We start from the raw sequence: 23,072 nt of genomic DNA, 5'->3' as shown, positions 1-23,072 counted from the left end.
TTCGTCACCAGGAGTGATTCCAATGACCGTAACCACCCATGAAGCCAATGTATTGGGCGAGGACCCCTTCGAGACCGCAAATCTCCTTGATCCGTACCCGTTCCTGGGGCGGCTTCGCGATGCCGGCGCCGTCTCCTATCTGGAGAGCACCGGCAGCTATGCTGTGGCCGGCTACCAGGAGGTATACGAGGTCCTCACAGACTTCGAAACCTACATATCTTCCGGTGGCCTGGGTCCGCGGGACATCCGGAAAGACACGGGTTGGCGCCCGCCCAGCATCCTCGAATCAGATCCGCCCATCCACACGGTGATGCGCCGCGCCCTGACCGGTGTCATCAACCCCTCCACAGTCCGTGCCCTCAGGGAACCGTTTACGCCACCGGCCGTTGAGCTGACGGAGCAATTGGCCCGCAGCGAGCGCTTTGACGCCATCACCGACCTCGCCGAGAAGTACCCCCTGCGTGTCTTCCCGGACGCTGTGGGAATTCCCGACGTCGGACGTGAACATCTACTGCCGTACGGCAACATGGTGTTCAACGCTTTCGGTCCGGAAAATTACATCTTCAAGCAGGCTTTCGCCCAGGGCGATGAGCACGCTGCCGCGGTAATGCGGAACTGCCAGCGCGAAAACCTCGACGACATCGGCTTTGGTGCCCAGATCTGGAAGCGCGTGGAGGACGGCCTGATCACCGAGCAGCAGGCCACGCTGCTGGTCCGGGCACTGCTGTCCGCCGGCGTGGACACCACCATCTTCGGCATAGGCAATACACTGTCGGTGCTGGCCCGTTACCCTGAGGCGTGGGCCCGGCTGCGGGAAAACCCCAAAATGGCGAAATTCGCCGTCGATGAAGCTTTGCGTCTGGAATCTCCGTTCCAAAAGTTCCACCGAACCGTCGCTGTGGACACCGTCCTGGGAGGCGTGCATCTCCCGGCCGGAGCGAAAGTGCTGGTCTTCCTGGGCGCCGCGAACCGGGACCCACGCAAATGGGGGGACAATGCCGACGAGTTCGACCTCGACCGCAATGCCTCCGGCCACGTCGCCTTCGGCATGGGCCTTCACCAGTGCGTGGGGCAGCCGATCGCCCGACTCGAAATGGAAATAGTGCTCCAGCAGCTGCTCCAACGGGTAGCAGCAATCGAACCGGACGGCGCGCCCGTGCCGATCCTGCACAACGTTCTCCGAGGGTTCGAGTCCCTGCCGGTGCGGATCACGGCGGCTTAGGCTTCGATTCGGTGCAAACATGGGCCTGCTCTTTCTGGCGTCGTTTGCCATCAGGGATTGAAGTTCAGCATCAGTCCGGCTAACAACAGGGCCGCTTGAAGTCGACGCAGCCGCAGTGCTGGCACCTGCGTCAATCGCCAAGATTCCGGGGACAAGATACGCGAGGCCGTGTCGCCCCTATCGACCCTCCTGCCGCCGTCGACTCCGCGCCATGTGGATGGGGCGGAGACGGAACGGCTTGTGACTCGGACTGAAAGGAAGACCATGAATTGCCTGGTTCGCTACCTGGGACTGGCGTTCCAGCTGTCCCGCATCCAGGACCTGGCGTTGTGGGAGGCGGAGATGACGGAACCCACAAGGGCATTGACCTCGTCCGCTTGGATCGGCTGGTACGAGGAGGACGCTGCGGGCTGACCTGCCTCAGGGATCGAGATAGTTCCTGCGCGCAATCGTCTCGGAAGAGCATCTCACCGAAGATTCGGTTCAACGATGATGTGTGTGGGCCGTGCAGACGAAGGTGCCAACAGTGCTTGGACCTGCTGATGCTGCAGAATTGGAAGAAGTTACGTCGTCGACGATGTGAGTAATCGGGCTTGCCGTTGTCGGCCAACCGTGTCCGCCAAGGGTCGAAACACGGCTGTGGACATTGTCCACACTTTCAGCTTCAGATTGTGTCGTACTTCCCTCGAACTGCTTCGGATTGCGCATGTTTCCACGGGCGTCCAGTGTTTTCAAGGGCTGGAAGGCAGTTCGAGTCCCACCTTGGGCACGCATTCCCCCTCGTCAGAGGGGGTTTTGCTTTTAATGTATTGACATTGACCCTCCGCGGGTCCCTCCGACTGTGGCCGCGGTCTGTGCCTGGTGCCGCGGTGGCCTGTGAAGTTGTGTGGGTGGCGGGTTCAGGGTCCTGGCTGGTGGGCCCTCCGCCTGCTGGGATCGGGGCTTGTTGGTTCTCTTTTCTGGCTTCTTCTGGTGGCCGGTGTTGGCCACCACTCATTCATTGCCAGGGGTTGTGCGGACGACATGACCTGCCTGAGATCTCTTGAAGACTTTTCGCTGCTTCCCGCTCCTTTACCTAAACGGGCGGCGCGGAAATGTGATCGGTTGTCCGACCAAAAGGGAGTGGACATTGTCCACACCCTGTACACGGGTGGTCGTGGGGCTTTCTCGGCCGCTCATCCCATTTCCGATGACTTCCTTTATGCTCCGCGCCGGCGCTGCAGACATGACCAGCGGGCAAACGCAAGAGGCATGTTAGCGGCCATGAAAAACTGCCCATAGGCGGCCACGAAAATGCCCGCTGGCGGCCAGCAGAACTGCCCGCCGGCGGCCATGAGATCTGCCCACTTCCTTACTGAACCGACCGCGCCTTAAGCGGTGGGGGCCTCTCCCTGGGGTTTGATGACGGTGTCTAAGCGCACCAAAAGCGAACCAGGAAGAGGCCCTGTATGAAGTCTGACGGAGAAATCATGGAAATTCTTGCTGCCTACGATCTGACCGGGTCGTTGCGCGCCACCGCGGAGCTCACGGGCTGCTCGCACCACACCGTTGCCAAACACGTCCAAGCCCGCGACGCCGGCCGGCCCATCGGGGAACCCGCGGCCCGCGGCAGGGTCACCGACGCGTTCCTGCCCAAGATCGAGGAGTGGATTGAGACCTCCAAGGGCCGGATCCGCGCCGACAAGGCCCACGAAAAGCTCCTCACCCTGGGCTACACGGGTTCGGAACGCTCCACCCGCCGCGCGATCGCCCAGGTCAAAGCAGCGTGGCGGCTCGGCCATACCCGCGTCCACCGGCCCTGGATCACTGAACCGGGGATGTGGCTGCAGTACGACTTCGGCGACGGCCCCCGGATCGGCGGGGTGAAGACCATCTTGTTCGTCGCCTGGCTGGCGTTCTCCCGGTTCCGGATCGTGATCCCGCTCCGTGACCGGACCGCACCGAGCGTCTTCGCGGCCCTGGACCGGTCCTTCCGGATCCTCGGCGGGGCACCGACCTACGTCCTGACGGACAACGAGAAGACCGTGACAACGGCCCATGTTGCCGGGGTCCCGGTCCGGAACCAGCAGACCCTGGACTTCGCCCGGCACTACGGGGTCACGGTGCTGACCTGCCAGCCCGCGGATCCTGCCACCAAGGGCGGGGTGGAAGCGTCCGTGAAACTCGCCAAAGCCGACCTCGTCCCCAAGGACACCAACCTCCGCGGCGACTACGGCACCTTCGCCGAACTCGAGGCGGCCTGCCAAGCGTTCATGGATGAGGTGAATGACCGGGAGCACCGGGTGACGCGACGCAAACCCGCGGCGATGCTTGCCGAGGAAGCCCCACGGCTGCACCGGATCCCGGACACCGCCCACACGGTCGCGTTCGGCCTGGCCCGCACCGTCCCGGAGAACACCCCCATGGTCACCTTCGAAAACGGCCAGTACTCCGTCCCGGCACACCTCCTCGGAGCCCGCGTGTTCGTCCGCACCCACGGCACCGGACCCGACGAACAGGTCATCATCGTCCACCACGGCACCGCCGGCCCCGTCGAAGTCGCCCGCCACGACCGGGCCCGCCCCGGCAGCCCCGCCATCAACGATGACCACTTCCCCGGAACCCGGGCAAAGATCCCCGGCGACTACGAGGTCAGGGCCCGCAGCGCCGACGAGGCAGCGTTCCTGGCCATCGGCGACGGCGCACGGACCTGGCTAATCGAAGCCGCCGCAGCCGGAACCGCACGGATGAACGTGAAAATGGCCGAAGCCGTCACCCTGGCCAAAATCGCCGGCACCGACCACGTCGACCGGGCCCTCGGCGACGCCGCCCTGCACGGCCGCTTCGCGCACCCGGACCTCGCCTCCATCCTGAACGCCAACATCCGCCGCACCACCACCCACGCCGCCAACGAAGCGACCTCCCTCACCCAAGGAACCAGCCCGTGGGCCGCGATCGGCAACCCCGCCCTCAACCCCACCGCCACCCTGAACACCACAGCGGAGGAGGCCCGATGAGTCCCGTCACCACGACCAACACCGCAGCTCCGCCGCTACCGGCAGACCTCGAAGCGTTGATGCGGTCCCTGAAAATGCCCCACGCACGGGCGCTGGCACCGGAGTTGATCGCGACCGCCCGCGCCCAGCGCTGGGAACCGGTCGAGGTCATCAAAGCCCTCTTCACCGAGGAAGCCGCCGGCCGGGCCAGGTCCATGCTCGCCTCCCGCCGCAAAGCAGCAGGCTTCCCGACCGGGAAAACCTTCGATGCCTGGGACCCGAACGCGTCCTCCATCCCGGCCCCGACCCAACAGGCACTCCGGACCCTAGAATGGATCAACCGACGGGAAAACCTGGTCGTCTGCGGGCCCTCCGGAACCGGGAAAACCTTCTTCCTCGAAGCCCTAGGCCAACAGGCCGTCGAAGCCGGAATGCGCGTGGCCTGGTTCCGGCTCGAAGACCTCGGCGTCCTGATCCGCGCGCACCGCACCGATGACAGCGTCACCCGCGCCGTGACCCGGATCCTCCGAGCCGAGCTCGTGGTCATCGACGACATCGGCCTGTTGCCGGTGGCCACCGACGCCGCCGAAGGCCTCTACCGGGTCGTGGACGCAGCCTACGAAAAACGGTCCGTCGCGATCAGCTCCAACCTCCACCCCGCAGGCTTCGACGAACTCATGCCCAAAACCCTCGCCACCGCGACCGTTGACCGGCTCCTCCACCACGCCCACGTCTGCCAGACCAGCGGCGATTCCGTCCGCCTCACCCAGGCCCTCGCCGGAAAAGGAGTCACCCGACTGAACTGACCAACCCCAAGAATGGCCAACCCCGCCGAACCAATCAGTGGGCAGATCTGTTGGCCATCACCGGGCAGTTTTACTGGCTACCAGCGGGCACATTAATTGGCCGCCCGTGGGCAGAACGTAATGGCCATTGACAGAGGCAGCCGCGCATGGACGCTGGCCAGGGTTGCGTCGAGGGCAGGGGCACCCGAGGGTGCGACATACGAGCAAGCGGCAGCGACTGAAGGTGTGTGGGACTGCAGACCACCTACCGATCCAGTGTTGTCGCAGGTCAGACGCGTCTCGTGCTCAGCGTGTGTACAAACTTCCGGTGAAGTGTGGACATCTGCGCGCGCCCATTCACTTCACCAGCGCGGTCCTGTGCCTACAGGACCGCGCGATATGGGACAGGCTCCTGTTTTGTAGCAGGTGACCCGTCGGCCTGAACGGGCAGGCGGTGAGGCTGTCCCGGCCGTAGCTGGCCGAAGACATCAGGGCTATCGCCCGCCCTTCCCTTCGCTCCGGGATGACCACCAGCGGAGCGGGCGCGGGTGGGCCCTTTTTCATGGGCTGCGGCTGTCGCCGGTCGCCCAATCACTCAAGCGCGCTGCACAGCACCGGGCCAATCAGATCCCAGTTCGAGATGTCATGCCGGCCGGCCATGCTGAGGATCTCCTGCTCGGTCCGGTCCGCGTAGACGATACGTCCGACCTCCTGGACGGTCGCTCCGGCGCCGGCTTCGTTGACGAAGTAGCGGAACCCGACGATTGTGAGGTTGCGGGTCTCCGCGTCCCAGGTCTGGACAAAGTGGGCCCTGATGACAATCGTCTTGCCCGTAGTCTGGTTCGTCCAGGTGTCCGCAGGGGCGGAGACGAACTGCTTGAAGCCGGTGATGTTGCCCGCCGCATCTTTGAAGACTGTGTAGCGGGTGCTTCCGGAACCGGAGCCGGACACGATGAACGAGCCGCAGCTATCCGTGAACGTTCCGGACCCCTCCTCCGGGCCGACGTGCTCCGGTGGTGCAGCGGTGGCCGCGCCGGCGCTAATGAACACCATTGCGGCGACAGCGACGGGCGCCAGGAAACGTAAGCGGGACATGGGAGCACCTTCCGTAGACATCGATCGAAGCGCCAGAGGGAGGCGCTCCGTGTGTGCATGGTGCTCGTCCGGAATGGCCACCGTCAAGCACTTTCGGAAACGTCTGCTCACAAGCTGGGGCGTCCGTTCCGGTTCGGCTCTCCCCGGTAGGGTGCCCCTGTCAATGACAGCCGATCGTCCTGCTCGACATCGACTGTTCCTCCGGCTGGCGTGGTCCCAATGAAGGTGCTGCGGTCCGACGATGGGGGTGAGTCGACGCCGAAGCTGCGCTTAGTGACTGGATCGATGACGTGTCCTGATCCACTGCTAGAGTGTGGGCCGACGCCGACAGCTAACCGGTCCCGCTGGTGAAGCCGAACCCAGACTACGGGCCTCGGCCAAGAGAACGGCGTGGACGTCAAGATTCGTTGATGGGCGAGCGGGGCCGTGCCCAGCCAAAACAGGTGACTTTCCAGCAGACTTCGACAGAACCAGTTTGTTCCTGGCCCGCAGGACTGGTGATGCCGACTACGCACAAGTACGTGCCACGGACGCGCTCCGCTGGGCACTGTGCTGAGTTGGTCCCAGTAGACGAGCGTCAGCACTTCGCGTTCCACAGGGCGCAGGGACGCGATGATCCCGGCGATGGATTCCTGCTGTGCCACCTCGTTGTCCCTCTCCCGGATGGCTGCGGCCGCCGGGCGTGATGACGCGGCCAGAAGTACTCCAAATGGGACGTCGATTCCTGCCTGTGATTGGCTTCAGATCACGCCCCGGCTTAGCGCAGCGATCAGGAATGTGGTAAACGTCACCGTCTATGATCTCTCCGCTGCCTATCCGGACCGCCGCGTGGACGCCATCCGGGAGCAGGAACTTTTGCGTGACCATGACGCCATAGTGTGGCAATTCCCTTGGCATTGGTACTCCGTGCCCGGGGTGCTGAAGGAGTGGATGGACCAAGGTCCTAACCTAACGGCCTCGCCTAAGGCTCCGGCGGGGACGCTCTGCACGGCAAGAGGCTGCGGCTGGTCATTTCAACCACCGGCCCCGAATCCTCCTTTACGCCCGGCGGGCATAACCGCTTGACCATGGCTGAACTCCTGCGCCCTCTGGAAGCCACGGGCCACCTCTGCGGGCTGCACATGGAAGAACCCCTGATCCTGCACTCTGCGTCCCGCGTCACGGCCGCGGAACTGGCGGAACATGAAGCGCACTATCAGGAACTGCTTGCGGCTGTCCCCGCCGCCGCGCGCTGAGAAACCATAGGATCCTCCAGGGAGTCTCTTCGCTGTCTGGTTCCAGAATGTTGCGGGCCCCCTTCGCAACTACGTGTTCTCCAACTTTCAAGGCAGCCCTGTGGGGATCCGGGCGGCAACTCTTACCGCTTCCTCATAGCTGGACGGCGTGTTCTCGCGGAAGGCCGCGTCGGCCTCTGCGCGGCTGACGTTGGCGGCGAGCACCCGCACGTGAACCAGTTCCCCGTGCGATTCGCTGCATGCCAGGACGTCTCCCCGGCGGCGGGAGGTTCGGGGGTCAACGGTCTGAAACTGGTGGAAAACGATCCACCAGGCGCCGCCGGAGTTGTCTTTGTAAAGGTAGTCACCCGGTGGCCGGTAGGCAATGCCGTCCACGCCGCGGCCGCCGTAGCCTTCGACGTTCCCGGCGGCTGCGGCGAACCTGAGTCCGGCAGGTTGGTACTCCCTGAGCTCGGGCATAGGCCTGCGCCTTTCCTCAGCCGACATGGACCCAGGGGCGTTGGGTGACATCGGGCACTGCTTCCCGGAGGACTTCCCTGGTGACGGGGGCGATTTCGCCTTCGCCCAGGAACAGGAACCGCAGGAGGTTGGTTACCGGGTTCCCTTCGGTCCAGCGGAAGTAGATGTGGGGCATCAGGCCGGTGGCATCACGGATGTGGAGCAGGACAGAGGCGATGGTGTTCGGGACGACGGGGCCGTGGACTTCGAGGACCCGGTATCCGTGCCGCATCACTCCGTGCACGTGGAGTTCTGTTTCGAAGTCGGAGGAATCATCGACGACCACTTCAAGGAAGATCGCCTCTTGATCGAGGGGTAAATGGCTGACTTCGGTGGCGGAGGTGAGCTTGTCCCGGTAGGCATCGGCGCTGAGCCGGAGCGGTTCGTGGGCGATGATCGCGATGGGTCCGTCGAGGGTGCCGGACATGAATTCCAGTGCCTGCCTGTCCATGTGGACGTGGGTGGCGTGCAGTTCGAAAGAACGGCGGACGCGGGAGAGCAGGGAGATCACGATGATGCCCAGAATGAAGATCCCGGCGATCCTGATGCCTTCGGGGCGTTCGAAGATGTTGGCGATGGTGGTGTATGTGAAGACGACGGAGATCACACCGAAAGCGACGGCGCGTTTGGGTTGGTTGCGCCGGCGGGCGGAGAGAGTCACCGCGATCGCCGCGGAGGTCATCAGGACCAGGACGCCGGTGGCGTACGCGCCGCCCTGGGCGTCGACGTCGGCCCTGAAAAGGTATGTGATCAGGAAACCGACCAGCGTGAACACCAGCACGAGAGGACGGACGGCTTTGGCCCATTCCGGCGCCATCCCGTAGCGGGGCAGGTAGCGCGGGACGAGGTTCAGCAGCCCTGCCATGGCGGAGGCACCGGCGAACCACAGGATGGCGATGGTGCTGAGGTCGTAAATGCTGCCGAATCCGACGCCGAGGTATTCGTGTGCCAGGTAGGCAAGTGCACGGCCATTGGCCTGCCCGCCGGGCAGGAATTCCTGCTCGGGGATCAGGACAACGGTGATGAAGCTGGTGGTGATCAGGAAGCAGCTCATGATGACCGCCGCGCTGGTGAGCATGCGGCGGGTGCCGCGGATCCGGCCGGCAGGGTTTTCCTCCGTGTCGTCCTCGTCTCCGCGGACCTGGGGCATCACGGCAACCCCTGTTTCGAAGCCTGACAGGCCCAGGGCGAGCTTGGGAAAAACGAGAAGCGCGATTCCCACGACCATGAACGGATCGCCGTGGGAGCTCCAGAGCACCTTCCACCAATCGCCCATCGCAACCGGGTGGCTGAACACCTCAAAGAGGGTCGCGGCGACAACCACGGCGTTGAGGCCCAGATAGAGGACGACGAGGGTCACGGCCACCCCGATTGCTTCCTTGAAGCCACGCAGGAACACCGCGGACAGGAGCGCCAGCAGGAGGAGGGTGACCATGATGTTCTGGCCCTGAAGCCAACCGGGGGCAACGGGGTTCTGGATCAGGTGCGCGCTTGCGTCAGCGGCAGACAGCGTCATGGTGATCATGAAGTCCGTTGCGGCGAATCCGAGCAGGACCAGGACGAAGAGCTTGCCACTCCAGCGGGGCAGGAGCCGTTCAAGCATGGCAATCGAGCCTTCGCCGCGATGGCTTTCCCCTGCGACGCGGCGGTAGACCGGCAGTGCGCCGAGCAGGGTAACGGCGACGAGAACCATTGTTGCCAGCGGTGAAATTACGCCTGCGGCCAGGGCAGCGATGGCCGGCTGGTAGCCCAGGGTGGAGAAGTAGTCCACACCGGTCAAGCACATGACCTGCCACCAGGGATGCTTCTTCTCATGGGCGGTAGTAATGCCGCCAGGGCCAAGATGCGTGCCCCTGCTGTCCTGCAGCCCGAACAGCAACCAGTTCCTCAGCGCCTCCTTGCCGGCCGGTTTGAGGGCCGACGGATCAGCCGGGGGCCTGCTTAACGTGGTCATCGATTCCTTTCCGCACGGCGCGCACTGCACCGCTGTTAATGCCGAAGCTAACACCGGAGGAATGCGCTGGATCGCGGAAAGCGCTTTTATTGACGAATCATTTACACGGCTCGTTTTACCGTAGCTCCGAGCGGCGGGGCGTTGGTTTTCGGGTCCCGCCTGCAGCGGCGTTATGGTTCGAAGCGGTAGCCCATTCCTGCTTCGGTGAGCAGGTGACCGGGCCTGGCCGGCTGGGCTTCGAGTTTGCGCCGCAGTTGTCCCATATAGACACGCAGGTAGTGGGTCTCGCCCTCGTAACCGGGGCCCCAGACCTTGGCCAGCATTTGTTGCTGGGTGATGAGCCGTCCGGGATTACGGACCAGCAGTTCCAGAATGGCCCACTCCCGCGGGGTGAGCCGTACTGTTGCTCCGTCGCGGGTCACCTTGCGGTTTGCGAGGTCCACGGCGAAGTCCCCGACGTCCACGGTCAGGTCCGGCGCGTCGGATGTGCCGAGGCGGCGTTCGGCCACCCGCAGCCGTGCGAGGAGCTCGTCCAGCCCAAAGGGTTTGGTGACATAGTCGTCCGCTCCGGCGTCGAGGGCCCGGACTTTGTCCACGGACCCGTGCCGGGCCGAAAGGACAATGATCGGTGTGCTGCTGGTACGGCGGATCTTGGTGATGACGTCCACGCCGTTGATGTCCGGCAATCCCAGGTCCAGAACGATCAGGTCCGGGTTGTTGTTTTCGGCGTGCCGGAGCGCCGTTTCCCCGTCCAGTGCGGTGAGGACCTGGTACCCCTCAATCTGGAGGTTCACCTGCAAAGCGCGAAGGAGCTGGGCCTCATCATCCACCACAAGTATGGTCCTCACGGCTTGCCGGTCCCGGCCTCACGCGGTTCAGTGGGGGTAAGCAGGGGGCCGGCCGAAAGGGGCAGCCGGATCACCATCGTCAGCCCTCCCCCCGGGGTCGGTTCCGCCGTCAACTGTCCGCCCATCGCCTCGGTGAATCCTTTAGCCACGGCCAGTCCCAGACCTATGCCGAGGCCTTCCGGCGCGTCGTCCAGCCGCTGGAACGGCTCGAACATGGCGACCACGTCCTCTGCCGGCACACCCTGGCCGTGGTCTACGATCCGGAGTTCCCCGCAGGGGCGGCCGTTGATTGTAGGGGCACCGGATCCGCTGGACGGGCCGACAATGACGATATCGGAACCGGCCGCGTATTTCTGGGCGTTCTCGACAACGTTGGCGATGACCCGTTCCAGCATGCCGAGGTCTGCGTCGATAGCTGGCATGTTGGGCGCCAGTTCGACGCGTATGTTTCCTTCGGGGAGTCCCCGCAGGGCGTCTTCGATGGCGTCGCGCCAGGTCACCGGGGATGTCAGCGGGGCAGCGGAGCCGCTGGATATGCGCGACATGTCCAAAAGATTGCCGATCAGCGAATCAAGGCGGTCGGTGTAGGAGTCGATGGTATGCAGCATTTCATTCTGGATCTCCTCCGGAAGCCGTCTCTTTTGACGCAGCAGGGAAGTGACCGCGAGCTTAATCCCCGCCAGTGGAGTCCGAAGGTCATGGCTGACCGCGCGGAGGATGGAAGTCCGGATACTGTTGCCCTCAGCCAGCCGCGTGCTGTCTTTCAGCCGGAGCTGAAGAGCATGGCGTTGCCGGAGCAGGAGCAGGTGGGCCGCGTGCGCGGCCAGCACTCGCCGGTCCCCGGCAGTGAGGGTTTTGCCTGAAACCACCAGGGCTGTCTGCGGATCCGCCAGTTCATAAGCGCCTTCACCGGGATCTTCCCCGCCCGGCGGCGAAGGCGGGATCGCTCCAGCATGCGCCCGCAGATCCCACTCGCGGCCTGTCTCCGTCCTGGTAAAGAGCCCGGCCGAGGGCACCTGGAACGTCTCACGGACTTTGTCCAGAAACGCGGCCATCGTGTCATCCTCGATGAGGGCGTCCCTGGCGAGGTCCGCCAAGGTTGCCGCCTCCGCCCGGGCCCGGACGGCCTCCTGCGTTCGCTTCGCGGAAAGGCCTACCAAGAGTGACACTGCGATGGCAGCGCCCAGGAACACGAGCAACGCGAAGAGATTTTGCGGGTCGCTGATGGTGAAGGTCCCGACAGGGTCGGTTTCGTAGTAATTGAGCAGCAACGAGTCCAGTACTGCCGCCAATACAGCGGGCCATAGACCGCCGATGAATGCCACCGCCATCACCCCGGTGAGGTGTACCAGGACGTGGGTTGCCAGGTTCAGTTCCGGGGTCAATGACAGAAGTGATGTGGCCAGGGCCGGAATAGTTACCGCAAGCACAAAACCGGCGGTTGTCCTGGCCCTGCCCAGCCCCCATGGGGTAGGCCTGGGCAGTCCGCTGGTGGCTGAAGGATGGGAGACCATGTGTACGTCAATGTCGCCGGAGTCCCGAACGACTTTGGAGGCGACGTCCCTGCCCAGCAGTCGGCTGGGAAGCCGGCTCCGGGATATCCCAATGACGAGCTGCGTTGCGTTGACGCTGCGGGCAAAATCCAACAAAGCGGCGGCTTCGTCCTCGCCGGAGACGGTGTGGAAGCTGCCGCCGAGGCCTGTCACGAGCTGCCGGTGGCCTTCCAGGGCGGGGAGCGATTCTTTGCGCCGACCGGCATAAGGGCGGACATGAACAGCCAGAAGGTCACCGCCGTTGACCCTGGAGAGGATTCTCGACGCCCGCCGGATGATCGCCTCATCGCCGGGATTTCCCGTGATGCCGACGACGACGCGTTCGCGGGCCGGCCAGTTCTCCGTGATGCCATGGCTGGCCCGGTATTTCGCGAGCCCCTCGTCGACCCGGTCCGCGAGCCAGATCAGGGCGACCTCCCGCAAGGCAATGAGGTTACCAAGCCGGAATTCATTGGCCAAGGCAGCGTCGACCTTGGTTCTTGGGTAAATGTTCCCGTCGGCGATTCGCTGACGCAATAGTTCCGGAGGAATGTCCACGAGCTCGATCTGGTCTGCTCTGCGGACGATAGCGTCGGGCACCGTTTCCTTTTGAAGCCCCTGGGTGATGGCGGACACGACGTCTTCCAACGATGCCAGGTTCTGGATGCTGATAGTGGAGAGCACATCAATGCCCGCGCTGAGCAGCTCCTCGATGTCCTCCCACCGGTACCGATTCCTGCACCCGGGAGCATTGGAGTGGGCAAACTCATCAACGACCGCAACCTCGGGGTGCCGGGCCAACACGGCGTCAACGTCCATCTCTGGACCGACAAGACTGTCCTGAACTTCCGAATGCGGAGCCACAATCTCGAGGCCGGTCATCAACTCCCGTGTCTGCCCCCGGCCATGGTCCAAAACGATGCCCACGGCAACATCCTTGCCGCCGGCCGCAATCCGGTGGGCCTCCTGCAGCATTGCAAAAGTCACACCCACCCCTGGCGCCGCACCCAGAAATATGCGAAGAGTTCCCTTGGCCATTTACATAGTCTGCCAGCTGAGAAGTGGTCAACGTCCGTGGTCCTTACATCATGGTCCGCATGAGCACCTGAAGAGCACGTACGGTTTGTGACACTTGAGGAGCACGCCGGAATGGGCCGTTGGTAAGCTTCATATTCCAGGTGGTAGGTCGTTTCGATCCGGGTTGAGATGGCCAGCCGGAGTTGCCTTCCTGGTGAACCACCGCTTACGGTCCAGAACGTTCTTCTGCAGCAGCGAGAAGAACGATTCCATCGCGGCGTCGTCCGCACAGGCACCGACCCTTCCCATCGATCCAGTGAGCCCGCAGTGCCGCAGTGATTCGACGAACCCGGCGTGACCGGAACCGGGATCCGGGGTCCGAGTCCATCACTGTCCCTTCCGGGCAGCGTGACCGCACCGCGTTCTCCATCGCAGCGACAGCAAGCGAGGACTTCATCCGCGAGTCCATCGAGTAGCCGACGATCCTTCTGGAATCGACGTCCTTCACCGCGCAAAGGTAAAGCTTGCCCTCGGCAGTCGGGTGCTCTGTGATGCCCGTCAGCCACAGCTCGTTCCTCGCCGCGGCGGTGAAATCCCGCTCGGCCAGGTCGTCGTGGACCGGCGGCCCGGGTCTGCGGTTCAGGCCACGCTTCTTCGAGAACACCAACCAGATGCCGTGGTCCCTGCACAGCCGCTGCGGCCAGCCCCAGGCAGTGTTGTACGGTGCCATGTACACACTCTGAAGGCGCACAGCCGAACAGACCCAGCCCCGGAGGAGCGACCGGCATGTGTGCCGGCTCATTATTAGTTCCGTTCTATCGACCTTTCACCCTGAACCGGGGGAGAGGCACAAATTGCACGCTCCTAAGGAAGTTCGATGCCGGTCCGCCGTTTGGGTGCTGTTCGCCGTGCATCCGCAGGGTTTTTGATGGGCAGAGGATGACTCGGGTGAGTATACGCGTCCCAAAAGGCTGTAGCCGGGGGTATGCAGAGTACGCTGAGAAAGATAGCCCGACGGGCCGCCAGCGTACAGCAGCGTGCATAGGTGCCCACGGCGTTCCGTCTGCGGCGGGGCGCAAGGCCTTGAGGCCTTTGCGGGATCGAGGCCCGATGGCGGATGCCAGCAAAGAACCACAGTCTGACCATGTCCAGGATCTCCTTCTGAAGACCAAAGGCTTGCCGGACTTCCTCCTCAGGCTGACGCTGATGGCTGCGTCCCTGCTGGGCGGGGAGACGCCCCTGGCCTGCGCCATCAGCGTGCTACGGGGCAAAGACCCCGAGGTCTTGGCCAGCAGCAGTGACCGGGCGCGGCGGCTGGATCGGGTGCAGCACGAAGCGGGAGAAGGCCCCTGCCTGTTGGCCCTCGGCGGGCTAAGCCACGTGTTCATTCCCGCTCTAGACTCCAATGGCGGCTGGTTCAGGCTGGCCGGAACTGCCCGCCGAGAGGGAATCCGGTCGGTGTTGGCCACCCCGATTCACGCCGGCGACTCGGTCAGGGCTGCTCTCAGTTGTTACTCCGCCTTTCAAAACACCTTTGAGCAATCCGTTATTGACGCTGTAGAGGAACTTGCCGGTTCCATGTCCCGGACCGTTCAGGTCGCCCTGGGCAGCCACTCCCGCGATCTCGAGTCCGAGCAATGGCGTGCTTCACTAAGGTCCCGTGCTGTGGTGGACGGTGCGGTCGCTCTCATCATCGTCCAGGATCGATGCAGCCGGGTGGAAGCATTGACGGCGCTTCATCAGGGCGCCCGCACAAGCGGCCGGCCACTTCTTGAGGAGGCCGGGAATGTGCTAATCGGAAAGTTTCCCCGTACCACCTGAGATCCGACCATTCGTACAGGAACAACCGGACCGCGATGGAGCCCCAACCATTTCCCACCCATGCTTAATTCTTGACCGTCAAAATGCGGATGAAAGCGGCACTCTTCTACCCGAGCGGGCTCCCGGTACGACGCCAGGATTATTGTTTCCTCAAGCCTTACCGCTCCCGGGCGGCCGGGACATCAGCTGTTCCAGAAGCGCGCGCTCGGGCCGGCCGGGATTCCTCTCCACGCAGCGGCGGAGCCTGGCCCTGGCCAGCTCCTCGCCGGGTGCATCCCCACGGAGAACCTCATCGATTATTTCCTGCGCCTGCCGCCGTAGTGACTCAATGGCCAGCGGAGGAATTTCCGCGGACGACGCGCTGGTAGCCATGGGTCAAGCTCCGAGAGTATGCGGTGAAAGATTCGTTCTGCTGACATGGGGCCCTGCATAAGACCGAAAGGCGTTGGGCCTCAACGGATCACAGCAGTCTCCGTAAGAGAGACAATACCCCCGGAAAGACCAGTCTGTCTCCAGGGAACCGGCCCCCTGGCGACTGCCAGGAACTCGCTAAGCAGTCATGTAACAGGATTTAGGAACCTGCGGCAGAGGTGGCTGGTGACGCGGTCAAGACAGCCGTGGAGTGGAGCCGTCACCGAGGCGCGACTGAGTGAACTTCGGGAGGTGAAGCCCGGCAGGATCGAGGTGTCGGCGCGTCCTGTCCAGATGCTGGTGGCAGTGGTCCGGCTTCGTTTTTGGCCGGACCAGTGGAGTCAGGGATCCGGCCGGGCAGTGTTTCGTCCGTGGCGTCAGGCAGTCAGTTCGCGGTGGGCTTCGAGCAGGATTGCCGGTGCGGTTTCGTAGAGTGCGCTCACTTCGCTGCTGAGTCGCCGGGCGCTGGCCACGGCAAGGGAGAACTGGTTACCGCGGATCAGTGGTTCAAGTTCCAGGCAGCACAGTTCGGCGCTGACTGCGCCGGACATGGCGGAGGCGACCCTCAGGCTCAAGACCGCTTCACGGGAGGCTGCCTGGTCGCAGTCGATAATGCCGCGGAGGATACGTTCGAGCCGGTCGGGGAGGAGCGCCAGGTAGGCCTCGAGGAACTTCAGGGTGGCGGCAGGGCTGTCGTCCAGCTGGACTGAGAGCTCTCGGATCCGCTCAAAATGAAGCAGGCTCCGGGCCCGGTCAGGCACGGGCTGTCTTTGACAGTGACGACGGGGCTTCCGGCTCGGGCTTCTTGGCCCAGATGCTTCCCAACAGCATGAGGACGAGCACCGCGGGGGCGCCGTACATGAGGGTGTTGAGGATGATGGGTTCGCGCAGCGCCCGAATGGCGGTGCCGACGTAGGGCACGGTCAGGACGTGGCGGTCGATCGAGGCACCGTTGACGGTCGCGGTCCATGGGTCCACGCCGTTGTTGGCGTCGCCCTTGGTCTGGATCGTGGTGGTCCCGTCCGGGTCGACGGTGATCTCGATGATCCGGTGGGTTTCGATCCGCCGGTCTTCAACGGGGATGCTGTAGGTGATGATGTCGCCGACCTTGATGTCTTCGAGCGGGACGGGTCGGGTGAGGACGATGTCGCCGGGGTTGATCAGCGGGGCCATCGACCCGGTCAGCATGGTGGAGGTCTGGTAGCCGAGCAACCGCGGGCCGATGGCAAGCATCAGGAACGAGGCGACGGCCAGGACCAGGAATGCGGTGGTCAGGTACGACACGGTCCGGCGGAAGATCCGGGCCACTGGCCGGGCGCCGGAACGAGGATCCGCAGCGTTCGCCTGTGCCTCTCCCCGGTGAGGGGTAGGGGTGCCTGTCGTGACGGCGCTCATGGGCTCCTCGTTCCGGTGATTGCTGGCAGCTGTAATTACTTGGTGGTGGCGGTCCGCTGCGTGGCGGTGAAGGTGAACCCGATGGTGCTGGTCAGGCCTTGGAGCGTGTTCGGGGCGGAGGCCGGCAGTGCGGTGGTGACCATCAGGTTGTCGAACTGGCCCGCGGTCAGCGAGGAAAGGTTAGCCAAAGTCTTCGGGGTGACTGTCAGGATGGGGGAGCTGGCCAGCACCGTGGTCGCACCACCTGTGCAGGTATACGGTGCGGCGGTGCCGGTCCAGGCGGTGGCGCAGTTCTCGATGGTCAGCTGCAGGCCGTTGACCGGATCGGAGGTCAGCAGCGAACCGGTGGCACCGGCGGAGGTGTCCAGGGTGATGTTGTTCAGGGCCGAGTTTCCGCCGTTGGTGAGCTTGACGAGCTTCTCGACCTTGTCCCCGGGCAGTACGCCGGCGACCGGAACGTTCAGGGTGTTATCCACACCGGAGGCGGCCAGAGCAATGTTGACGGTGCCCGCGGTGACGTCCTGACTGGCAGAGGTGGTGGAGGTGAAGGCGCCGTAGGTGCCCAGGCCGGCCACGGCGGCGGCAGTGCCGACCAGTGCGACGGAAGCGATGATCTTGCTGGCGGTGGTCTTCAAAGTAATGCCCATGGCGGTGTCCTTTGCATGGCGGGCCTACCCCCAGTGGGCTGGCCGTGGATGTCTTACAGGCCCTGTCGGCCCGTCCGGGATCCACTATGCACTTGCAGCATCAAGGATTTACACCAACGGCAGTCAACCTTTACTCAAGATCGCATCAAGCAGTGATAGGAGCGTTTCCGCAGGTCAGATGGATGCGGGAGAACGAACCGGATTTTTGTGACCCGTGCCACGAGGGTCATCGAAGATTTGCCGACAATCTGACGGTCTCTTGAGCGGTTCTTGAGACCCATGCTGAAAAGTGGTCGAAGGCCCCCTGGGGGTGCGCGCGAAGCGCCCAACCAATACGGTGGCCGGGAAAGGTTCACAGGTTGCGGAACGTCAGGGGTATCGGCCGCCGCGGGCAGGGCATGCTCGCCGGCGCCATTGCTGCATGCCTGATCGCCGGTGCCCCAGCCGCCAACGCCGTTTTTATACGCACCGTCAACGCCGGAACCATGGCCGTCGGGACCCACACGCTGGCCGCCCCTACCGGCAACGCCGTCGTCCCGCAGTGCACCCCGAACGGACCCACCGGCAAGTACCGCCTGACTGTCACGGTGACCGGGCACGGAACGGTCCCGAAAGCCACCCACTATGTTCTGACCCTCCGCGACGCCGCCGGAGTGGCCCAGTCCACTACAACTCTCACTCCTGTGGGGACGGATTCGAGCAGCAACGCCACCAAAGGCTGGGGCTACACCATCGATGCCCAGTACCGGACAGCATCCACAACCTGGTCGAGCACGAGCACGCCCATAACCGTCTGCTAGTGGCCCCGGCGGGCTGCTTGGCTTTCGCGGGACGGATCCACGGCCTCGCTTACCTTCAGGTGCGGCAAGTCAGACACGCTGCTGCCGCGACCCGCCGGTGAGGATAGGGCCACACAGTGGTTCCACATCAGGGGAAGCTTCTGAGCGTGACCCGCGGCTGGCCCCGGATCCTGCTGCTGGGAAAACCAGCGATGCTCGCCGTCCACCAGAAGCTACAGGGCAGCACCAGTGCAACCAGGGGGCGAGCCCTTAGAATCCCGGCTACCAGTCAGCGTCTCAGGTTAAATGCTTGGACCTCGCTGCGCTCCGGCTGTAGAAGCGCCTTTTCTTTTCGAACGCAGCCACGAAACTGTCGAACCGGAATAGAAGGCTTTCCCCGTGACAGGGGGATTGCAGCGGGACTTTTGGGATAACTTGCGGGATAGCAAGAATACGCGCCGCCATCCCAAGTCTTAGTCGGGAGAGCGCCGCAATTTGAACGTCCCGGTTACACGGCACTGGGACAGTGGACCGGCTGCGACTTCGGCAGGTGGTCTACCCATACTTTGGCACCGGTGGGCTCCGACCGAACTACCCAAGGAACTATCAACCTACTGCCAGGATCGATTGCCCCATTATCCACTGGCCGATGACGTCCCCGAAGACGATGGCCGTCCCGAATATAGGACACGACACGCGACGCTTTATCCATTTGATAGGAATCAGGCTTTGTAGCTGACCGCCACAAGCTAAGAATAACCGGCAAAATGGGAAGCATTGCGATCTGCATCGGAATCCCGCTTCCGCTCCGGTTGTAACTGCCGTCATACGGCATTCGGGTATCCCACGGAACATTTGTCATGAACACGAAAATTGCGGTCCCGACGCAGGCCAGGAATCCGGCAACGCAGAGAAACTTTATTTATCTCGAAGCCTTCCTTCCCAGCACCAGGTCGTCGTGTTCGGTGAGGTTTTCCGCTGGATCGTCCTTCCCTGCGGTAGAACTCACACTATCGTTCACCACGGACCCACCCAGGTCTCTTCTGCTATCAATTGCAGGCTTCCGACAATAGCTCCAAGATGACCTCCAGCCTGGCTGACCATCCCGGTCACGCTGGACCCGCCGGCTAAGCCGTCCCGCTCAGGGTTCCGCTTATGGTGTCAGTTTCAGAAGTCGTCTGCACGGAATGTCAGAAGCCGTGTGCACCGGCAGCAGATCGATTTACAGTGCCGTTGCTCAGGATCGCGACCGAAGCCGAAGTGCGATCCACAGGCCGCACATTCGGCAAATATCGGCGGGTTCGGCACCGACGGCGTGGAGCTTGCGCTGCATTGTCCTCCCGCAACAGGAACACTGGCGGTAAGTGTCAGAGGCCATGATTTGTGAGAGCTTTAATCACTTGATCGACCGTCGGCACACCCGTATGACCGGCGGGTGTGGGGTAGATCCGGCATGCGAGATCACTGCTCGGTGCTCCGTCGGGGAAGATATCGGATCCGTTGGCTGTGATGGTAGGCGACCCGGCGAATCCGGTCCCGACCGTATCTGCTGGGGATTTAATGTGCCGCATATGGACTGAGACGTCTTCGCGCCCCAGGGCGGCCAGGGCGGCTTCCACCTGCTCCAGTGCTTTTGCCGTGTTGGGGCAGTCCTCGATGTGGAGCAGTTCTATCCTCATACGGTCATTATCCTGTCCGGTTCCACCGGCCGATTTTCGCGGCGTCGGTTAGGTTTTGTGGCTTAGCCATGTTTTGGAGGTAGGGAAAGACTGACAGCTTTCGATTCAGGACCGGATCCGCAGCCCTCGCAGCAGGCGGAAACCGCACTTTGCTCGGCATCTGTTGCTGCTTGTAAGCCAGAATCGGCTGGTCTGCCGTCGTCGTTTGTGACGGTGCCGGGTTCGGGTCTGAAGCAGCAATCGTCAGCTTCCCCGTCGTGCCCTGCCCCCATATGCGGCATTGCGCAGCAGACGTCGCCTTTCCATGCGCTGAGGCCTTCACGGACGGCGATCCCGGCGATGACCAGTGCCGCGGCGGCGTCCGCCCACCACCATCCCAGCGTGCTGTTCAGAACCAGCCCGACCAGAAGTACGGCGGAGAGGTACGTGCACAGCAGCGTTTGATTGGAATCTGCCACCGCGGTCTTGGATCCGAGCTCCCGTCCGGCCCGGCGTTGAAGCCAGGACAGGACGGGCATGATGGCCAGGCTCAGGGCGGCGATTACGATGCCGGGAGTGGAATGCCGTGCCTCGCCGCCTCCGGTTAGCGACCTGACGGAGTCCACGGAGACGAACAGTGCCAGGGCGAAGAAGGAGATCGCGATGATCCGCAGGGTCAGGTGCTCGCGCCGTTCAGGGTCTTTGGCGGAGAACTGCCAGGACAGGGCGAGGGCGGAGGCGACCTCGATCACTGAATCAAGTCCGAAGCCGATTAGGGCGGAGGAGTCCGCCGCGTTGCCAGCCCAGAGCGCGACGACGGCCTCCGCGAGGTTGTAGGTAATCGCCGCGGCCGCGAACAGCCGGATCCGCCGGCTAAGGGTTGCACGGCGGACGGCCGTAGGCGCGAGTTGAATCGTCGTGGTCATGCCAGGCACGTCCCGTCCGGGGCGCAGCAGGCCGGGTCAACGGCCAGCACTACGCCGAGCAGGTCCGTGATGGCATGTCCCAACCGGGCATCGGCCAGCTCATACCGGGTCCGCCGGCCATCCGGGACAGCCACTACGAGGCCGCAGCCCCGCAGACATGTCAGGTGGTTGGACATGCTCTGCCGCGAGACCCCCAGGGAATCGGCTAGGTCCGACGGGTACGCGGCCCCATCCGTCAGGGCCAGCAGAATCCGTGCCCGAGTGGGGTCGGAGACCGCAAAGCCGAACCTTGCCAGCACCGGAGCCTGCGTGAGGGTTTCCATAAAGCGAAAGTACATCAGCCGATGTATCCAGGCAACTATGTACTGTGCGTGGAGATTCACGTCATGTTGCGAGGCGCGCCCTATTCGTGGTGGACGTCTTCCGGCGGCGAAGTTAACTGCAGGTGGGGCTCTCTCAACCCTGAGCCCGACGCCGAAGGCATCTCAGTTCCTAGGAAGTGGAACGATTAAGCACGCCCCTTCGAAAAATAGCGACACACCCCGATTCTTCGTTCCACAGTTATCTTCTTTTCGACGTCCCGCGCGGAGCGTGCAGGATAAGTATCGGTACAGCGGATCCATGGAAATTGGGTACGCCCGCGTCTCGACGGCAAGACAGGACCTCGACCGGCAGATCGACGCTCTTTGAAAGAAACCTTTCGTCGTCCGTAGTGGCCGACCGCATTCTCGAGCGGGTCTCAAGCAGACAGCCCCTCTACCCCGCCGTGAACGCTCTTGAGGCCCCGGATCATGGACTCTGGGACCAGGGGACCGCAGCGATCAAAATAGCTGTAACGACTTCGTTGTCGGCCCGGTCTCCTACTGGACATGCACGGCACACCGACGGAGTATATAAATGATGAATTTCTCTCGTCTGCCCCCGCCAGAGCCTTCCCAGCGGCACTGACCGCCCTGGAGCAGGGCCTGGCGGGGGTCTCAAGGCGAGGGGTGCCGGCACTCTGGCACCAGGCTTCTGCCCGAGTTTCTGGCCTACACCGCAGGAAACCCATTTCAACAGCGAAGCAGCGCTGCAGGCAGCTGACACCGCAATGTATGGGGCCAAAATGAAGGGAAAAACCGTTTCAGGCCAGCTCCCTCCGTCGATTGAACCGACCGGCCTGCCCGTTCCTCGCCGGCTAATGGGTCCGGTTCGTGCCCGTCGGCCGCTGCGGCAGCCCGATGTCTAAACTAACGTGACGTGTTGGGGGTTTCCCAGCCGCGAGCCCGTGTGTAGTAAGCGATAACCGCGCCTTCGCCCCGCGTTCCCCTCAGTTCGGTGGCGTACCGCAGAACCGCTGCTTCGCAATCCATTCCGAGAAGAGCCAGGGCGGCTCTACGCAGCGCTTCATCGGTGGTGGTGCCCTCGACCGCGGATCGACCAATGATGTTGTTGGGGCGCTACGTATTCGAGGAAGAACGCCATTGGAGGAATCATGGCACATCGCGGGGAGGCAGCACCCGATGGATCTTACTTGCTTCGGGAGCTTGGCTGCATGATTGTGCTTGCGCAGGGGAGGCTGGTTGCCAGCGAGTACGTCTGGAGGGCTTACCCGTGAATTCCTAGGTTCAGTGATGCATAATGAATCGAAGCTTCGGTCACCCGCTATGTGACCGGAGCTTCGCCAATTCGATGGTTCATCGGTTGGTCCTTGCCGGAATGACCGATCTGGTGCCTGGAAGCCCAGTCACGCTGCACCTCATTGTGGCGTCGCTTGTCGGACTGGGCTTCATCGGGGGCTTGGGTATGCCCTCCTGCCCCTTGATCTGGTCGCAACGTTGGGTGGCTGAGGAATTACCGGTCCCCGCCACAGCACCCACTTCCGCTAAGTTCCATTTTCATCATGCAAGGTCATGAGCAATCACAAGGGGTGCAGTGTTGGCCCGCCGATGGCCAGGTAAGGAAGTCCCATCCGTTTATCCACAGCGGATGGGACTTCCATCTCTGGCGCTGGCAGCGAATTGGATTTGCGTAGCAGGCCTCACCACCATCGTTCCAGCCGTCCGATGAAAATTCACAAAAAGCCGGACGTCCGGTGACGTTAACGCCACGCCCGTGAGCGTCTTCACGGAATGACGCCCAACCCCTTGAGTCCTGATGGGCGGTTGCCGCGCGGGGGCGCATCCATGCGGCTATCTGCTAATTCTGGACACTGCGAACCCGTCGGGCAACGCTCCACGGGCATGCGAATTTTGGTTTGTTGGCTGCGTCCCGGATGGCAGCAGTCTGATGCTC

At 63.2% G+C, this 23,072-nt stretch carries 20 protein-coding genes and 1 pseudogene; 8 read left to right on the top strand and 13 right to left on the bottom strand.

Annotated features, from left to right (window positions below):
• Positions 1 to 22: 22 nt before the first annotated feature.
• From ACS5PJ_RS16140 to istB, 4 genes are all read left to right on the top strand, one after another.
• Complete coding sequence (locus tag ACS5PJ_RS16140; protein ID WP_321216006.1) at positions 23 to 1,222, top strand: cytochrome P450; 1,200 nt, start codon at positions 23 to 25, stop codon at positions 1,220 to 1,222.
• Positions 1,223 to 1,486: 264 nt separating this feature from the next.
• Complete coding sequence (locus ACS5PJ_RS16135) at positions 1,487 to 1,636, top strand: hypothetical protein (RefSeq protein WP_439435878.1); 150 nt, start codon at positions 1,487 to 1,489, stop codon at positions 1,634 to 1,636.
• A gap of 1,034 nt (positions 1,637 to 2,670) precedes the next feature.
• Positions 2,671 to 4,218, top strand: a complete 1,548-nt coding sequence (gene istA / locus ACS5PJ_RS16130) for an IS21 family transposase (RefSeq protein WP_439435877.1) — start codon at positions 2,671 to 2,673, stop codon at positions 4,216 to 4,218.
• Positions 4,215 to 5,003 (top strand): IS21-like element helper ATPase IstB, encoded by a 789-nt coding sequence (istB, locus tag ACS5PJ_RS16125; protein WP_439435876.1) that lies wholly within the window; start codon positions 4,215 to 4,217, stop codon positions 5,001 to 5,003. The genes istA and istB overlap by 4 nt, the downstream gene beginning before the upstream one ends.
• 570 nt (positions 5,004 to 5,573) lie before the next feature.
• On the opposite strand, the gene ACS5PJ_RS16120 is transcribed toward istB, so the two are convergent.
• Positions 5,574 to 6,077 (bottom strand): hypothetical protein, encoded by a 504-nt coding sequence (locus tag ACS5PJ_RS16120; protein ID WP_439435875.1) that lies wholly within the window; start codon positions 6,075 to 6,077, stop codon positions 5,574 to 5,576.
• A gap of 612 nt (positions 6,078 to 6,689) precedes the next feature.
• On the opposite strand from ACS5PJ_RS16120, the gene ACS5PJ_RS16115 reads away from it, so the two are divergent.
• Positions 6,690 to 7,142, top strand: coding sequence for an NAD(P)H-dependent oxidoreductase (locus ACS5PJ_RS16115; protein ID WP_439435874.1), 453 nt, complete (start codon positions 6,690 to 6,692; stop codon positions 7,140 to 7,142).
• Positions 7,061 to 7,312 carry an NAD(P)H-dependent oxidoreductase gene (locus ACS5PJ_RS16110; protein ID WP_439435885.1) on the top strand — a complete coding sequence of 84 codons (252 nt, stop codon included), beginning with the start codon at positions 7,061 to 7,063 and terminating at the stop codon, positions 7,310 to 7,312. The genes ACS5PJ_RS16115 and ACS5PJ_RS16110 overlap by 82 nt, the downstream gene beginning before the upstream one ends.
• Before the next feature lie 87 nt (positions 7,313 to 7,399).
• Here the strand turns inward: ACS5PJ_RS16110 and ACS5PJ_RS16105 are convergent, their stop codons facing one another.
• From ACS5PJ_RS16105 to ACS5PJ_RS16085, 5 genes and pseudogenes are all read right to left on the bottom strand, one after another.
• A complete protein-coding gene (locus ACS5PJ_RS16105; protein WP_439435873.1) occupies positions 7,400 to 7,771 on the bottom strand; it encodes a hypothetical protein in 372 nt (123 codons plus the stop codon).
• A 16-nt stretch (positions 7,772 to 7,787) separates the two neighbouring features.
• Positions 7,788 to 9,764, bottom strand: coding sequence for an APC family permease (locus ACS5PJ_RS16100; RefSeq protein WP_439435872.1), 1,977 nt, complete (start codon positions 9,762 to 9,764; stop codon positions 7,788 to 7,790).
• A gap of 170 nt (positions 9,765 to 9,934) precedes the next feature.
• Complete coding sequence (locus ACS5PJ_RS16095; protein WP_439435871.1) at positions 9,935 to 10,612, bottom strand: response regulator; 678 nt, start codon at positions 10,610 to 10,612, stop codon at positions 9,935 to 9,937.
• The gene (locus ACS5PJ_RS16090) at positions 10,609 to 13,182 is read right to left on the bottom strand and encodes a DUF4118 domain-containing protein (RefSeq protein WP_439435870.1); all 2,574 of its coding nucleotides are present in this window, start codon (positions 13,180 to 13,182) and stop codon (positions 10,609 to 10,611) included. The genes ACS5PJ_RS16095 and ACS5PJ_RS16090 overlap by 4 nt, the downstream gene beginning before the upstream one ends.
• A 140-nt stretch (positions 13,183 to 13,322) precedes the next feature.
• Positions 13,323 to 13,858: pseudogene (locus tag ACS5PJ_RS16085) on the bottom strand (DDE-type integrase/transposase/recombinase); the annotation flags it as partial.
• A 509-nt stretch (positions 13,859 to 14,367) separates the two neighbouring features.
• Between ACS5PJ_RS16085 and ACS5PJ_RS16080 the strand changes: the two are divergent.
• Entirely contained in the window at positions 14,368 to 14,982 is a 615-nt protein-coding gene (locus ACS5PJ_RS16080; protein WP_439435869.1) for a GAF domain-containing protein, read from the top strand.
• A 150-nt stretch (positions 14,983 to 15,132) separates the two neighbouring features.
• On the opposite strand, the gene ACS5PJ_RS16075 is transcribed toward ACS5PJ_RS16080, so the two are convergent.
• From ACS5PJ_RS16075 to ACS5PJ_RS16060, 4 genes are all read right to left on the bottom strand, one after another.
• Positions 15,133 to 15,354, bottom strand: a complete 222-nt coding sequence (locus tag ACS5PJ_RS16075; RefSeq protein WP_439435868.1) for a hypothetical protein — start codon at positions 15,352 to 15,354, stop codon at positions 15,133 to 15,135.
• A gap of 416 nt (positions 15,355 to 15,770) precedes the next feature.
• A complete protein-coding gene (locus tag ACS5PJ_RS16070; RefSeq protein ID WP_439435867.1) occupies positions 15,771 to 16,154 on the bottom strand; it encodes a hypothetical protein in 384 nt (127 codons plus the stop codon).
• Entirely contained in the window at positions 16,147 to 16,788 is a 642-nt protein-coding gene (locus ACS5PJ_RS16065; RefSeq protein ID WP_439435866.1) for a signal peptidase I, read from the bottom strand. Before ACS5PJ_RS16065 ends, ACS5PJ_RS16070 begins: the two co-directional genes overlap by 8 nt.
• A 35-nt stretch (positions 16,789 to 16,823) precedes the next feature.
• Positions 16,824 to 17,435 carry a TasA family protein gene (locus tag ACS5PJ_RS16060; RefSeq protein ID WP_439435865.1) on the bottom strand — a complete coding sequence of 204 codons (612 nt, stop codon included), beginning with the start codon at positions 17,433 to 17,435 and terminating at the stop codon, positions 16,824 to 16,826.
• 359 nt (positions 17,436 to 17,794) lie between these two features.
• Here ACS5PJ_RS16060 and ACS5PJ_RS16055 point away from each other — a divergent pair, with 359 nt between their 5' ends.
• A complete protein-coding gene (locus tag ACS5PJ_RS16055) occupies positions 17,795 to 18,235 on the top strand; it encodes a hypothetical protein (protein ID WP_439435864.1) in 441 nt (146 codons plus the stop codon).
• 1,346 nt (positions 18,236 to 19,581) lie between these two features.
• On the opposite strand, the gene ACS5PJ_RS16050 is transcribed toward ACS5PJ_RS16055, so the two are convergent.
• From ACS5PJ_RS16050 to ACS5PJ_RS16040, 3 genes are all read right to left on the bottom strand, one after another.
• Positions 19,582 to 19,893: a thioredoxin family protein gene (locus ACS5PJ_RS16050; protein WP_439435863.1), complete on the bottom strand. Its 312-nt coding sequence runs from the start codon at positions 19,891 to 19,893 to the stop codon at positions 19,582 to 19,584.
• A 62-nt stretch (positions 19,894 to 19,955) separates the two neighbouring features.
• Positions 19,956 to 20,798, bottom strand: a complete 843-nt coding sequence (locus tag ACS5PJ_RS16045; RefSeq protein ID WP_439435862.1) for a cation efflux transmembrane domain-containing protein — start codon at positions 20,796 to 20,798, stop codon at positions 19,956 to 19,958.
• Positions 20,795 to 21,121: an ArsR/SmtB family transcription factor gene (locus ACS5PJ_RS16040; protein ID WP_439435861.1), complete on the bottom strand. Its 327-nt coding sequence runs from the start codon at positions 21,119 to 21,121 to the stop codon at positions 20,795 to 20,797. The genes ACS5PJ_RS16045 and ACS5PJ_RS16040 overlap by 4 nt, the downstream gene beginning before the upstream one ends.
• Between the last annotated feature and the right edge of the window lie 1,951 nt (positions 21,122 to 23,072).

Origin of the sequence: Pseudarthrobacter cremeus, assembly GCF_051857465.1 — a bacterium.
Classification (GTDB): domain Bacteria; phylum Actinomycetota; class Actinomycetes; order Actinomycetales; family Micrococcaceae; genus Arthrobacter.
The sequence above is the reverse complement of the archived record's forward strand: the minus strand, read 5'-3'. Positions and strand labels throughout refer to the sequence as shown.